Here is a 14,253-nt window from a genome sequence, read left to right as displayed (position 1 = left end):
CAAGCAAATAGCGAAAAGAGGATCGATTCGCTGGCCGACGACTAGTACGGTCCATGCATAACCGGAATAATTGATGTAAGTGTCGATTATTCCATTGGTTAGCGATCGCTATGCCGAGTTTCTCACCCCGCCGTTCGCGGGGCGTCTGAGAAGCAACTCAAAATTTCCTTCCCCGAGAAGCTCGTCGACGCGGTTTCTCATTTCCGGCGATAGGTCGACCCCCTTCTTACTTCGCAAGGCAACTTGACGACCGTCTCCCAGGACCAGCATCAGCCGCAATTCGCAATTTCCAGGATAACCCCGGACAATCTCGACCAGGGTGCCCAGGGTGCTTTCGCCATGGGTTTTCTCGTCGACCCGGACCATCACACCACGGGCATACCGAGTTTCGACATCTTCAATCGGAATCAGCTCGTTGACGATCAAGTTGGCTTCGTCATCGTTGCCCCTTCGATCAAGACGCCCGGAGACGATATACACCCCATCAGGACGCAGTTGCTCGCCCATCTTGGCGAAGTCCTCTGGCCACATGATGCAGCGGATGCCGCCGTCGACGTCTTCCAAGTCGAAGTTGGCGTATTTGGTATGTGTGCTGCCGGGGCGAGCTTTCCGCGTGTGTGCCAGCTTAATCGACGAGACCATGCCACCCAGTGTGACTTCGGTCTTGTCTTTCACGCCGGCGAGATTCGAAGTACGGTGCGAACAGCACATCTCGAACTTACGTGAGTATTCAGCCAGCGGGTGGCTCGACCAATAGAAACCAAGGCACTCCTTCTCGTAGCCCAGCTTCTCCTTGTCTGGCCAGGGTTGAACGTCAGGCAGGACGACCGACTTTGCAGCTTCGGCAGTGTCTTCGACTGCGGCAAACAGGTTCTTTTGACCAGACTTCCGATCGGCCAGAGCGGATGCGCCTGACTGGATAGCCTTGTCGAGGGCTGCCGCGTACTGGGCACGCGTTCCACCCATGTTGTCGAACGCCCCTGCTTTGATCAGCGTTTCGATGGCCGCCTTGCTGCATTGCGAATGATCGACTCGTTCGCAGAAGTCGTAGATATCGGTGAAGGGACCATCTTTTTCGCGAGCCGCTACAATTGCTTCGGCAGCGCCGCCACCGCAGCCCTTGATGGCGCTGAGCGCGAACACGATTTTACCATCTTTAACGGTGAATTCTTCGTCCGAGTTGTTCACATCAGGCGGAGCAACTTCGATGTTCATCCGCTCGGCGTCTTCCATGTGCTCGACCAGGGAATCCTTCGTTTTGAAGTTACGCCCTGAGATGTCACCAGAAAGGAGCGCGGCCATGAATTCGATCGGATAGTGCGCTTTGAGATAGGCCGTTTGATAGGCGACCAAAGCGTAAGCGGTCGAGTGGCTTTTGTTAAAGCCGTATCCCGCGAATTTAACAATCATGTCCCAGAAGTCAGTCGCTTCCTGCTTCGACAGACCTTTCTCCTGGGCACCAATCAGGAACTGTTCCCGGTTGGCCTGGATGATCGATTCTTTCTTTTTACTAATCGCTTTGATACAGGTGTACGCTTTTGCGAGCGGAATACCGCCTAGGCGGTTCAGAATCCGCATCACCTGTTCCTGGTAGACCATCACACCGTTGGTCTCTTCCAGAACGTCTTTCAGCACCTGGTGTTTGTACACGGCTTCCTTCCGACCGTGCTTCACCTCGATGTAGTCGTCGACCATCCCGCCTTCCAGCGGACCAGGTCGATAAAGAGCATTCGTCGCGATGATATCTAAGAAGCTGTCCGGCTTCATTCGCTTGAGCAAATCACGAATACCACCACTTTCCAACTGGAACACGCCCTTCGTTTCGCCACGTCGTAGCAAATCAAAGCTGGCTTTGTCGTCTAGCGGAAGTCGTAGAATGTCGAGGTCTTCGCCGCGCACCTTCTTGATCAGATCGATCGCATTTCGCAGGATCGTCAAGTTACGCAGGCCGAGGAAGTCCATCTTCAAAAGGCCGGCCGCTTCGACGTCGTTCATCGACCATTGGGTGATGATGTCTTCTTTGCCCGAAACGCGGCATAGCGGAACGTATTCGGTCAGCGGTTCGTCGGCGATCACCACCGCCGCAGCGTGCGTCCCGACGTTACGAGCAAGCCCTTCGATCTTCATCGCCAGGTTAAGCAGTTCGCGAATGTCAGGGTTCGCGTTGTACGCGGCCTGCATTTCTTCGCTCTGCTCGAGTGCCGCTTTCAGCTTGATGCCAAGCTGATCAGGCACCATGCCGGTCACTTCGTTGACCATATCCAGCGGCAAGCCCATCGCACGGCCGACGTCTTTAATCGCGGCCCGGGCCGCCAGCGTACCGAACGTACCAATCTGGGCAACGTTCGCTTCGCCGTACTTATCCTTCACATATTTGATGACCATGCCCCGACGTTCTTTATCGAAGTCGATATCGATATCAGGGGCTTCCAAGCGATTTTCATCAAGGAATCGCTCGAACAGCAAGTCATACTTAATCGGGCATACGTGGCTCATGTAAAGCGCGTAACAGACAATCGCGCCCACACCGCTACCACGAGCCGTGGCCGGAATGTTCTGCTTCCGGGCTTCCACCACGAAATCCCACACGATGAGGAAGTAGTTCGGAAAGCCAAGTCGGCTGATCACGCCGAGTTCGCGGTCCAAGCGGGCCATCACGACCTCGCTTAGCTCGCCGTTGGGAAGCAACATCTCGTCGTTCCCCTCGTAGCGTTCTTTCAGCCCTTGTATACACAGCTCGCGGAGATATTCGTCGGCCGTCTTCTCGCCAGGGATCTTAAACGACGGGAAATGACGCTTGCCCAGTTCCAAATCGATATCGACCGTGTTGGCAATTTCCTGGCTGCGTGAGCAAGCATCTTCCAGCCCAGGGAAACTGGCGTACATATCGTCCGGACTACGGAGGTAGAACTGGTCGTTCTCCATCTTCATCCGTGAGGCGTCAGTCCGGAATTTACCCGTGTTCACGCACAGCAGAATATCTTGTGCCTCGGCATCGCTTTGGTCGACATAGTGCGTGTCGCTGGTGGCAACCAATGGCAAGCCCAGCTTGTTGGCAACATCGACGGCACCGTCCAGTTGCATCTTCTGGATGTCGAGGCCGTTGTTCATGATCTCGACGAAATACCGTTCGCCGAACAGCTTCCGAAACCAGCCGGCCGTATCACTCGCTTCTTTGATAACTTCCGCGGTATCGGTACCGCGCATCACGATCTTCGAGAATTCGCTGGAAACGCAACCACTCAGGCAAATGATGCCCTCGTTGTATTTCTCCAGCAATTCCTTATCGATCCGCGGCTTGAAATAGAAACCTTCCAGGTAAGCCGCTGAGGCCAACTTGATCAGGTTTTTGAAGCCGATCTTGTTCTGTGCGAGTAGCGTCAGGTGATAATTCGACCCGCGCATGCCGCCTGATTTCTCCAGGCGACTTCCGGGGGCGATGTAGGCCTCGTACCCAATGATCGGGTTGATTTCATTCGCTTTGCAGGTGTTGTAGAACTGCAAGGCCCCATGCAGATTTCCGTGATCGGTCAGGGCCAGGGCGTTCATTCCGTGCTCTTTGGCACGCGTGACCAGTTTGGGGATTGGCCCCGCTCCGTCCAGAAGGCTGTAATGCGAATGGCAATGCAAATGGACGAACGACTGGCTCATTCAGGCTCCGCTCCCTGGACTGGGCCGCGGCTTCTTAGATTTGCCGCAGCGAGAAGAATCATCAACGCCACGATTCTATCACGTTGACGAAGAATGAAAACCGAAAGACGTAAGTCACGTTCGGCTATAAGGATGAAGTTTACTCTGGCTCGCCAATGCTACGTAGTAGAACGGCTAGTCGCGCTTGAAGGTCGAGCAAACTTTGCCACTCGCGCATTTCCAGCACCACGTTCTCCGTCCGCTCGTTCACTTCCACACTAACTAGCAAGTGCCGGATGCGAATATGGATGTAGTCCATCAATTCGGCAAGCTGTGCGGCTTGGGCGGGGCTAAGCCGTTCCGGGAGTTCCGGCGGTTGCAACGAATAAATGGCCGCTTGCAGATCATCTTGCTGAGCGTTCCAGTTCAGCTCGAATTCGAGTGACGACTCCGCCTCGACCGATTCGCCTGGGCCAGAGGTGCGATCGTCGTCTGGAAGGTCGCCGTTCTGGGCTTCCTGTTGCTTACGAAGTGCGGCCAAACGCACCGCGATTTGTTTTTCCGAGCCGTAAATAATGACCGAGCGGCCAACCTGAATCATGTCGCCGTGGCGCAAGATTCTTAGGTGGACATCTTCGCCGTTAACACGAGTTCCGTTGGTGCTTTCCAGATCGGTTAGAACGATCTTGTTGTGATCTTCCTGAATCTTTAGATGGAAGCGACTGACTCGGTCGTCCTTCAGCTGTAGCGTGTTACCCTCTTCGCGACCGATAGAAACGGGTGTTTCTAGCCCCTCGTAGACTGCTCCCCGATCGGCGCCGTCAATAATCCGCAACGTGATGCTAGCCATAGACTTGAGGAGTTCTGCTCGGGAAGCGATGGGGTTCGCGGCAACTGGCTGCCGACCGTATTATGCCTCACATTGGGGCGTTTCGCGAGTAGTGCGCAAGTGGGACATCTTAACAGCTACTAGCGAACCAGCAACGTGCACCGACTGTCTGGGCCTGTAGTTGCGGTGATTCGCGAAAATGGTATCATCACCAAATTACCGCACAGGCAAGCGGGAGTAGCTCAATGGATAGAGCATTGGTCTTCGGAACCAAGGGTTGGGGGTTCGAGTCCCTCCTCCCGTGCTTTGCAACACAAAAAGCCACATGATTACATGTGGCTTTTTGTGTTTCTATCGCAAACATGGCCGTCGTGCTCGATGGCGACGGCGAGTCCGATTCGGCGTGATTCGTATCCGCTTGGTTGTCGGTCGACGGCATCACGCGGGCCCCATTCTAAGAAACTAAAAAGCATCGGTCTTTTAGGCGCGGTCTGCCATCTCCCTGACTTCAATGGTCGCGTTTATACCGGGGCCGGAAGGTCACGTCGACAAAAGATCCATGTCGCCAGACCGAAGCCAGCCAGGCCACCGCCGGTCAGGATGCTGATGTAGGCCAAGCCGCCCAATTTCCAGGTTTCTGGTGTAGGGCGGAACCAGAAACTCCATTCCGCTCCCCGATGGTGGACAGCGTAACTGACCAGAACCTCCGGTTCGTAAAGAGAGAAGATGGTTGTGTACTTGAGCCATGCCATGTCTTCAACCGAAAGGGACATCACACGTAAGAGCAACTGCGCGATGAGAAACCCGGTGGCAATCGCGATCGTCCGCCATCGATACTGATCCCAAGAAGACATCAGCGTGGTGAAACCGCCGAAGAAAATTCCTAGTGACATCAAATCCAACGCCGAAGCAAGCATGTCTTCTTTGTCGACGAAATCCGATAGAGGCGTTCTTTCCGGCGCGTTCGGATCTTTGGTGAACGGTATCTCGACTTCGATCTTCACCAAGGGAATCTGCATTTTGATCGGTTGCGTTTCCCGTTTAACCGTGGTCGTCTCGATACTGCCGGCCATTCCAGCCCAAGCACTCACGGCGATCGCCATGGCACCAATCAACGTAATGACATTCTTACACATCATGTAGCGAAAGCGGCTGACTGGTTGCGAGAGCATCATCTCCATTGTGCCACGTCCCAGCGGTCCGCTGACCGCGTCGCTGCCACGTGCGATACCCCAAATCACAATCAGAAAAACGACCATCGGCTCAGTGAACGTAAATGCCACACGGCCTGGGTAAGTCAGGGCTTGCTCAAAGTCGACGGGCGAAAAATTCTCGAACTCTGGCCGTAAAATTTCCAGGATTCCCTGAAAACGGCTCATGTCGATTCTCCCCACCAGCCAGACTCGGATCCAGCAAAAGATGAATAGCACGATCGAGCAGCCGAGCATCAATAGTCGCGATTCTCGCCAAACTTGTCGTAGCATTGCCAGCGTCATGCGGCACGCTCGCTTTCTGGAGCATGATATCGATCGTACACTTCGCGAAGGCCTAATCGTTGGGCTTTGAGATTGGTTAAAGGAAGTTGCGCGAGCCAACCCATCACGTCGCGGAGGTCCCCTTCGGTTTCCACAGTCACTTGCGATTCCGATTGACGAATGCCGGCGATCCGATCACGCAGCGACTCCGGAATACTCGGTAATGGTTTATCGAACTCAAAGCTGACGGCATGCCGCCGGGCCAAATCATGCAGATTCTGGTCGTGTACCACGTTGCCTTGCCGCATAATAATCGCACGGTTGCAGATGTCTTCGATCTCGGAGAGCACGTGCGAGCAAATCACGACGGTACGTCCAGATTTGTGGGCTTCACCGATCATCCGAATCACTTCGGCCCGCACGTTGGGATCTAAGCTGGTGGTTGGCTCGTCCATGATCAGCATTGGCGCGTCTGTCGAGAGCGCAATCGAGAGTCCCAGTTTCTGCCGCATCCCGGTACTCATGTAGCCCACGCGTCGACTAATATCGAGATCCAGTCGCTTGGCCGTTGCGTACGAGCGATCGCGGTTGCCACGAGGATGGATGTCGGCAAAGAATTCCAGGACATCGCGTCCCTTCATTTCGTCGAAAAGGCGAACGTCGCCAGGCAAATACGAGACGAGGCTGTGCACACCGACCTTGTCGTGCTGGCAGTCTCTCCCGCCGATGGTTGCCGTACCGTGGCTGGGACTCAGAAAACCCATCAGAAGTCGGAAAAGAGTTGACTTCCCTGCCCCATTCGGCCCAAGAACGCCGCAACATTCTCCCTCGGCAATCTCGATATTGGCATGATCGAGGGCCAGGAATTTGCCATATTTCTTCGTTAAATCGTGCGTTATTAGCATGGAGCGGTCAATTCTATGTCAGTTAGTACCGCACGGAACCGCAAAAGGTTTCCTACTTTTAACGCGCTGATTTTGGCAGACGGTCGAGCCCACTGATAGAGGTGTTCGACCATGGCCCCTTCCTGTGAGTGGAACGCAGGGCACGATTTGCTGCTTCGGTTACCGATTGAACAAGAAGGCCGGGCTATTAATCAGGGCCCAAGCCAGATCTTGCAGGCCGGCTAGGCGGCGATTCGAGTCGAGCATTGCTGCTTGCTTTTGTTTCGCCTCTAGGTCCTTCAGCGTTTTGTCCTTGGAAAGATAAAGCGTCAACAGCTTTTCTTTCTCGATGTCGGTCCGCTGGTCGGCAGGTTTGCTGACGATTGCACGGATATCGGCCGGGACGTTGCTTTCCAGTTGTACCGGACGCTCGCTCGCGGTCGCTGACAGACGGAAACAGCCCAAAATATGTTTGCTATCTTGGAACTGCTGATCCATTCGCACGACCAACTTGGCGCCAGCTGGTACGGAAACGTCTCCATCCACCTCAAAAAGTGCGGTGTGCTTTTCACCAAAGCGGGGACTAACAGCCCAGCCACTGCCAAGGTTGCCGTCGACTGCGCCACTTACATCCCAGCCAGCTTGCGAGAACGTTGCTTCGGACCTGCCGAACGATACCTTCTCGCTTGGTTTGCCGTCGGCCAGGCGAATCTCGGCCGTGAGCTCGTTGATCACGAAGTTGCCGTTCGGAGCACGGCCAGGTCCCTTGGAAGGTAGGCTGTCATCTGGAAGTACTTCCAAGCGAAGCCCCGTGAGCGGACCTTCCGGGAGATCGAAAACGACTTCATAAAGATCTTTGTTGAGCGGCCCTGAGACTAACACTGCCTGGTCGTCGCGCGAAGTAAACGTTGCCCCTTCACGTGAACTGCCAGAGGCCATCTTCATGGTTGTCCAACTGGCGACCCGGCTCAACGACGCTTCCCATTGCGGCATCTTGGCCAGGAGTTCATCGCGATAGTTCTTCAGTGCCGTTTCCGCCATCGCCAGATCAGGCGTCGGCTGGTTTAACAGATCGATTCCGAGCTTGGTTTCTTCGTCACTCGGATGACGACCCAGGAAGCGGAGGAAGACCTCGTCGATTAACTTGCTATCGTCGGGGATCTCTTTCGAGAGTTTTGACAGCGCGTTATTGCTATCCGAGATCGCGTTGTTGATGACCGGTCCATTGACAAGCTTCATCACGGGGCCAAGCATCACGCCGGTCGCTCGTTCGCACTCGCACGAGCTTTCGCGAGCCGGTCGACCGAAGTCGTCCAAAAAGGGAATGCTCACGTCCGAACCTGGCAGCTGAGCCGCCCGGAAGCCGGAAGGAAGTTGCGGCAAGTTGTACATGCTGCCGGTAACCTGATGAATCGAATCAAACAAGACCTCCGCAGGCAATCGCCGTGGAATTGCGTGCGAGAAGTTGATGCCATCGTCTTCGTTCCACTGATTCGTCTTGATCGATTGCTGGTAGACGCGCGAACGGCAGATCTCGCGCATAATGTGACGTGTGTCGAAACCACTTTCGACAAAGCTTTTCGTCAACGCATCTAGCAGTTCTGGGTTGGTTGGCGGATTGCCGGCTCGGATATCATCGATTGGCTCGATGATGCCACGGCCTAGCAAATAACCCCACATGCGATTCACGTAGCTCGAGGCGAAGTATTGGTTGTTCGGGTCGGTGATCCAGTCGGCCAGTTCTTCACGCCGCGAACCCTTGTCTTCGGCTAAGTCTTGTTGATAAGGGAACTCCGGTTCTGAGATTTTGCCGGTCAATTGGTGCTTCACTTCCCCGCTGCCGGTATCGTAAATCACCTCGACAAGCGGCGTAGCACCTTCCACGGCCGAGCCCCCAATACGCTGACCCGCGAAACGCTTGTCTTCCTTGCGGCCGATTTGAGCGAAGAAGGCCGACATGTGGTAGTACTGACTCTGCGTCCAGCGCTCGAATGGATGATCGTGGCACTTGTTGCAGTTAAAGCGAACCGCCAGGAATAGCTGCGTCGTATTCTCCATCGTGTCTTCCGGCGTTCGCAAGATCTTGTAGTAAGCACTAGCCGGGTGATCGAGTGTGGAGCCGGAAGCGGTCAAGATTTCGTATACCATTTGGTCGTACGGCATGTTCGAGGCGACCGCATTTTTTACCCAGTTTCGCAAGGCATGCACGCCAGGATCGCCTAAGTATTTCTGATTGACCTGGAGCAGATCACACCACTTGTTGGTCCAGTACTCGACATACGGCCCACTGCCAAGCAGTTGGTCGATTAACGCATCTCGCTTTTCTTTCGATGGGCGTGAGTCTTCTAGGAAAGTGCGAACCTGGTCGGCAGTCGGTGGAAGACCGGTCAGGTCAAGATAGAGCCGGCGGACGAATTGATCGTCGGTACAGAGCCCGGACGATTGCACTTTCACACGCTGCAGCTTTTGATCTACCAATTCGTCGATGTAGTTATTCTCGGGCTGCTCGGTCCACTCGAAGCCAGTACGGTCGCCCATCACGGTAACGGTCGTCGCATCGTAAGCTCCGTCGAAGCGAGCGAGCACGGGAGCTTCGCCACGTCGAAGCAGTTTCAGTACGCCTCGTTCATCGGCGGTGGCAACTTCGATATCTCCGCTGCTGATGAACGAATCAGCGGTCACATCAATCACTTTCCCATCGGTCAGCGTCGCATAGACGGCAAACTGCTGCGTCATGCCGGGCAGCGGGACGGTTGGGTTTTGTGGGTAGAGATCGATCTTGGCGACTTTCGGTGAATCAAGTTTCAGCTGCACACCCCCGGCGATCCAATTCTCGAGGATTTCGTAGTGTCGCTCGCCTGGCTTGGTGAGTTGACCGCCAACATGCGGAACCACACCGGTTGTTTTCAGTAGCATCAAGCTTTGCTCGGGCACGGCTCGGTTGAAGCGGCGTCCAGCGACGTCGTCGACCAGGGCACGGTGATCGTACAGCGGATCGTAACCACGTAGTGACAGCTTGAAACCGTTCTTGCCATCCTTCGCCCCGTGACAGGTTCCTTGGTTGCAACCCATCTTGCTCATCGCTGGGGTGACATCCCGAACGAAGTCGGCTTGATAGTCGGCGTGGGAATCCTTCACCTCGTAAGGAATCTTGACTTCCTGTCCCGCCGCCTCGAATACCAACTCGCCACTGGCGTCCATCAGCGGCGAGACAAGTCCGCTTTCGCTCACTTCGACCGCACCGGAAGTGTCAACTCGTTTCGCCAGACGCGTCAGATCGACCTGTTCGCCACTTTCCAGGTGAGCTGTGATTAACACCTGGGCATAGGCGAACGGACCTTCCAAACTCAGCTTCTCCGGAAAGGCGGTTACTTTCTCGATCGACTTGCCAGCGGGAATGCGATTGGTCGATTCTTCCGCGAAGGCAGGTAGGGCGAAACCAACCAGAAACAGACCGGTGAGGAGGGCTTTTTGAAACATGCTTCTCGAATCCTAATCAGGCAAAACGCCGTCAGGCAGTAAGTTATTTGGTCGATGCGGTCTGTGGTGAAATGGGGACGGCTGCGAACTGCTTTAACTGCTTTCCCGATTCCAAATCATGTAGAACGATCTTGCCGTCGAAGCCAACGGAGGCAATTCGCTTGTTGTCAGGAGAAACGCTGATCGAATAAATCGCATGCAGCGGACCTTCAAGTTCAAGCAACTTCTTGCCGCTTTCGACGTCGAACACATGGACGAAACCATCGCCATCTAAGCTGCTGCAAGCCACGGCCTTCTTGGCGTCGGAAGTAAACGCGACGTCGTAGATGCGGCCAGGCATCTCGGGGAAGTCTTTGATCTTGTTGAAGTCGTCGCCGATCTTACGGGCCTTCTCGCGGAACAGGCGGTAAATCTTCGGCGTCCCGTCTGCTCCGCCAATCAGGACCTGGTCTTCCCCCGGGAAGCGAGCAACTGCGTTGATGCCCCCTTTAAGTGCGCCTGGCGTGATGCTAGTGACGTTGTCAACGAATCGCTGTGTCTTCACTTCGTAGAGCTTTACTGCCATATCACGGCTGACCGAAACCAGGTGGGATCCATCCTTCGAGAAGACCGTATCGAGCGCCCAATCTCCATGTGCACCGTTAAAGAATACCTGTTTACCGGTTGCGGCCTCGTAACCGCGGACTGAGTTATCGCCACAGCCGATCGCAACGAATTTGCCGTCCGGAGACCAACTGACACCATAGACGTTGTCATAGGAAACAGGAATCGAATAGGCCAACTTCCTATCCGTCACGTCCCACATTTGCAGCTCACCCAGCCGGCCTGGCGAACCGCCAGCGACCGCAAGTTGACTTCCGTCGGGTGAGAACGCGATGGATTCGATCCGCTCGGACATGCCGACCAAACGGCCGAACTCGCCACTACCGTCGGCTTTCTGAAGGACCACTTCGTGATAGCCGCTAACCGCCAGCGTTGCTCCATCCGGCGAGAATGCGACGCTGGTCAGTACAGGCGGGCGAACATAGGTCGGAGGATGCTCGGCGTCGTACTGCGCCTTGGCGGATTCCGGCGTATCGTCTTTCGCGCCCTGTTCGATCCACTGCACGATCGTTTGCCGATCGGTCTCGGACAGCGGCGCTTTCCCTTTCGGCATTTCCGACTTGCCATCGACCGGAGTGATCAATTCGACTAGATAGCTTTCCGCCGGATTGCCGGCCACAACCGCCGCTGTTCCAGACTCGCCACTGGCTAGAAGCCCCTGGAAATCAGTCATTAAATAGTCGCCGCCCCGTTTCGCCGGTTGATGACAACCTTGGCAATTGGCTTGAACAATTGGGCGAACATCCCGGAAGTAGCTGACCTGTTTCGCGGGAGTATCGGCCAGTTCTTCCGCCGTCGCAAGGGTCGGCGCGATGAGGATCATCGTCAGAAATGCACGAGAAACCGCCATAAGGTAACCTGGGGTGGGAAATCGAAGAAATAGGAAAAGGAAGGAGCAAACGGCAAGGTTCGCTGAATTGGCGAGAGGGGGATGCCGCAAGGTGGGAGCACATTCGCAACTTTGAGTGTAATGAATCGTTCGCCCGATTTGCAAGTTTATTTGTCTTCGGCTATCGCTTCCGAAAAGCCACCGGGAGCGGCAGTTTTCAGCTGTCAGACGAAGCGCTAGACTGGGGACTATTCACTCGCTTCTGGAATTGATGGAAGGAATTCGCATGGCAAAGGTTGTGGTCGTAGTTTCTGGCGGAATGGATTCGGCCACGCTCCTTTATTACATTCTGGCGGAAGGTCACGAAACTCGGGCCATTTCGGTCGACTATGGGCAGCGCCATGTGAAAGAGTTGGATTATGCCCGTCAACTGTGTGAAGGAGTGAACGTTCCGCACCAGGTTGCCGATCTTTCTGCGATCAATCCGATCTTCGGCAATAACAGCTTATCTGGCCGCGACATGGAAGTTCCTGAAGGGCATTATGCGGAAGAAAGTATGAAGCAAACGGTTGTCCCGAACCGTAACATGCTGCTTCTATCGGTTGCGATTGCGTCGGCAGCGGCCAATAAGTTCAATGCCGTCGCTTATGGAGCCCACAGCGGCGATCATGCGATTTACCCAGATTGTCGCCCTGAATTTGCCGAGGCAATGGACCAGGCCGCGCGGCTTTGCGACTGGAATCCCATCGAATTGTGGCGTCCCTTCGTCCATTTGGACAAAGGACAGATTGCCAAACGGGGAGTCGATCTGGGGGTTCCGTTTGAGAAGACATGGACCTGTTACAAAGGCCTCGATCTACACTGCGGCAAGTGCGGGGCCTGCGTCGAGCGAAAGGAAGCATTCAGCGGGAACGGCCTGCTCGATCCGACCCAGTATGCCGACTAATTGGCATCTTAAAGCGAGATGTCGAGAGTGTCTCGTTCGTTTGGGGGGATGCGAGATGCTGAAAAGTGGTCCGTTTTAGAAGCAACCTCTTCGAATTAATCGAGATAACTAGAAGGATCAGTCTCCCTTGAGATGGAATGCCTAGTCACTTCAGGGGGATTTTAATTTAGGGGATTGGCGCTGAGGTTGCGGCGCATAAATATTGATCTAGTTTGCCTATTTGATCCTGTGTTCCAGTGCCTCTCGGGGATACCTTCGTTTTAGGGCTGGATTGTCGGGGCTTTATCGGCAGACGCTACCCCAGCCAACAACCGTGAGTTCGATTTGCTTCGCATGCGAAGCTATTGCGATTCTTCGGATTACTCCCGCTTGGTCGAAAACAATGGCCCTGGGACCCGAAAAACGCCGATTCCGTCCACAGAGACGGGCGCATGTCCGATCACGGCACACCCATACGGGCCCACCTTCATGATTCAGCTTTCCACGAAACCGTTTCCACTGCCGCGTCCGACGCGTCAACTGGAAATCGCCCAAAACGAGCTTCACTTGTGGCGAATCTCCCTCGACGAGGGTATCGATTCCGTCGATCAGCTTCACAAGCAGCTCTCCGATGCCGAGCAGCTGCGCGCTGGGAAGTTTTTCCGGGAAGCTCAAGCTCAACAGTTCGTGGTCTATCATGCTGCCCTGCGTGATATCTTGGCGCGGTATGTTGGTGTGCGACCTAGCGAGATCGCCTACGAGACTGGCCAGTTCGGCAAGCCGAATGTTGTTGCCGTTCAAGCGGATGGTATTCGATTCAATCTGACCCATTCGGGCGAGTTGGCGGTCATCGCCGTCTCGCGAGATGCCGAAGTTGGCGTCGACATTGAACAGGTCCGAGAGGTTCGCAGCTTCGCTAGCATGCTCCAGAGATGCCTTTCCGATGCCGAGCGTAAGGACATCTGCGATCAGCAAGAGGAAGATCGTCACCGCCACTTCTTACGGTTCTGGACCCACAAAGAGGCGTATTTAAAGGCAGTCGGCGTGGGACTGCGAGCTCCGCTCGATCGGCTGACCCTTGATTTACAGGCTCCCGAAGCGCGTAAGGTCGTAAATCATTTCAATCTCTTTCCGGAAAAGCCGGCGATTCGATTGATGGAACTCGCACCGTGCGAAGGGTTTGTGGGTGCTGTTGGCTCGACGCATGTCGAGTCGCCTGAGATCAAAACGTTCGGTTGGGTCAGTGGTCGATTCGGCGGATAAGCGGTAAACTGAAGCGTTACCCTTAGCCACGAGGTTTGTAATGACTGCCGATCAATCCGGACCCTCCGGCGACGCAACCAAATCCGCCGAAGAAATCCAAGATTGGATTATCGATTATCTAGCCAAAGAGTTGGACGCCAAGCCTAGCTCGATCGACCCCAGCGCGACCTTCGATTCCTTTGCCCTAGATTCAGCCACCGCCATCGGTATGACCGGGGACCTGGAGAACTGGTTGGGAAAACGGATTGATCCTACGATCGTGTACGATTACCCCACGATCGAAGAGTTCTCGAACTATCTAGCGGGTCAATAAAGCGTTGGACGCTGGCGTACCA

Annotated in this window: 9 protein-coding genes and 1 tRNA gene; 4 read left to right on the top strand and 6 right to left on the bottom strand. The window is 54.8% G+C overall.

Annotated elements, in window-relative coordinates; genetic code table 11:
* Positions 1-108: 108 nt before the first annotated feature.
* Both dnaE and C5Y83_RS17760 read right to left on the bottom strand, forming a co-directional pair.
* Entirely contained in the window at positions 109-3,651 is a 3,543-nt protein-coding gene (gene dnaE / locus C5Y83_RS17765; protein ID WP_105331103.1) for a DNA polymerase III subunit alpha, read from the bottom strand.
* 139 nt (positions 3,652-3,790) lie between these two features.
* Complete coding sequence (locus C5Y83_RS17760; RefSeq protein ID WP_105331102.1) at positions 3,791-4,480, bottom strand: FHA domain-containing protein; 690 nt, start codon at positions 4,478-4,480, stop codon at positions 3,791-3,793.
* 210 nt (positions 4,481-4,690) lie between these two features.
* Between C5Y83_RS17760 and C5Y83_RS17755 the strand changes: the two genes are divergently transcribed.
* A tRNA-Arg gene (locus tag C5Y83_RS17755) sits at positions 4,691-4,763 on the top strand.
* A 217-nt stretch (positions 4,764-4,980) separates the two neighbouring features.
* Here C5Y83_RS17755 and C5Y83_RS17750 read toward each other — a convergent pair.
* From C5Y83_RS17750 to C5Y83_RS17735, 4 genes are all read right to left on the bottom strand, one after another.
* Positions 4,981-5,955, bottom strand: a complete 975-nt coding sequence (locus tag C5Y83_RS17750; RefSeq protein ID WP_105331101.1) for an ABC transporter permease subunit — start codon at positions 5,953-5,955, stop codon at positions 4,981-4,983.
* Positions 5,952-6,839, bottom strand: a complete 888-nt coding sequence (locus C5Y83_RS17745) for an ABC transporter ATP-binding protein (RefSeq protein WP_105331100.1) — start codon at positions 6,837-6,839, stop codon at positions 5,952-5,954. The genes C5Y83_RS17750 and C5Y83_RS17745 overlap by 4 nt, the downstream gene beginning before the upstream one ends.
* A 159-nt stretch (positions 6,840-6,998) precedes the next feature.
* Positions 6,999-10,298, bottom strand: a complete 3,300-nt coding sequence (locus C5Y83_RS17740; RefSeq protein WP_105331099.1) for a DUF1549 and DUF1553 domain-containing protein — start codon at positions 10,296-10,298, stop codon at positions 6,999-7,001.
* Positions 10,299-10,341: 43 nt separating this feature from the next.
* A complete protein-coding gene (locus C5Y83_RS17735) occupies positions 10,342-11,751 on the bottom strand; it encodes a c-type cytochrome domain-containing protein (protein WP_233207271.1) in 1,410 nt (469 codons plus the stop codon).
* Between the two features lie 265 nt (positions 11,752-12,016).
* Between C5Y83_RS17735 and queC the strand changes: the two genes are divergently transcribed.
* The 3 genes from queC to C5Y83_RS17720 all read left to right on the top strand — a co-directional run bounded on the left by queC (position 12,017) and on the right by C5Y83_RS17720 (position 14,231).
* The gene (gene queC / locus C5Y83_RS17730; RefSeq protein WP_105331896.1) at positions 12,017-12,676 is read left to right on the top strand and encodes a 7-cyano-7-deazaguanine synthase QueC; all 660 of its coding nucleotides are present in this window, start codon (positions 12,017-12,019) and stop codon (positions 12,674-12,676) included.
* Positions 12,677-13,144: 468 nt separating this feature from the next.
* The gene (locus tag C5Y83_RS17725; protein WP_158262399.1) at positions 13,145-13,918 is read left to right on the top strand and encodes a 4'-phosphopantetheinyl transferase family protein; all 774 of its coding nucleotides are present in this window, start codon (positions 13,145-13,147) and stop codon (positions 13,916-13,918) included.
* Positions 13,919-13,958: 40 nt separating this feature from the next.
* Positions 13,959-14,231, top strand: coding sequence for an acyl carrier protein (locus C5Y83_RS17720; RefSeq protein ID WP_105331097.1), 273 nt, complete (start codon positions 13,959-13,961; stop codon positions 14,229-14,231).
* Positions 14,232-14,253: the final 22 nt, after the last annotated feature.

This window comes from Blastopirellula marina (genome assembly GCF_002967765.1).
Classification (GTDB): domain Bacteria; phylum Planctomycetota; class Planctomycetia; order Pirellulales; family Pirellulaceae; genus Bremerella; species Bremerella marina_A.
Note: the sequence above shows the minus strand (reverse complement) of the source record. Positions and strands in the feature narration are given on the sequence as shown.

Coding starts and splice junctions, on each gene's coding strand:
- dnaE (WP_105331103.1), bottom strand. CDS start 3,651: ATGAGCCAGTCGTTCGTCCATTTGCATTGCCATTCGCATTACAGCCTT.
- C5Y83_RS17760 (WP_105331102.1), bottom strand. CDS start 4,480: ATGGCTAGCATCACGTTGCGGATTATTGACGGCGCCGATCGGGGAGCA.
- C5Y83_RS17750 (WP_105331101.1), bottom strand. CDS start 5,955: ATGACGCTGGCAATGCTACGACAAGTTTGGCGAGAATCGCGACTATTG.
- C5Y83_RS17745 (WP_105331100.1), bottom strand. CDS start 6,839: ATGCTAATAACGCACGATTTAACGAAGAAATATGGCAAATTCCTGGCC.
- C5Y83_RS17740 (WP_105331099.1), bottom strand. CDS start 10,298: ATGTTTCAAAAAGCCCTCCTCACCGGTCTGTTTCTGGTTGGTTTCGCC.
- C5Y83_RS17735 (WP_233207271.1), bottom strand. CDS start 11,751: ATGGCGGTTTCTCGTGCATTTCTGACGATGATCCTCATCGCGCCGACC.
- queC (WP_105331896.1), top strand. CDS start 12,017: ATGGCAAAGGTTGTGGTCGTAGTTTCTGGCGGAATGGATTCGGCCACG.
- C5Y83_RS17725 (WP_158262399.1), top strand. CDS start 13,145: ATGATTCAGCTTTCCACGAAACCGTTTCCACTGCCGCGTCCGACGCGT.
- C5Y83_RS17720 (WP_105331097.1), top strand. CDS start 13,959: ATGACTGCCGATCAATCCGGACCCTCCGGCGACGCAACCAAATCCGCC.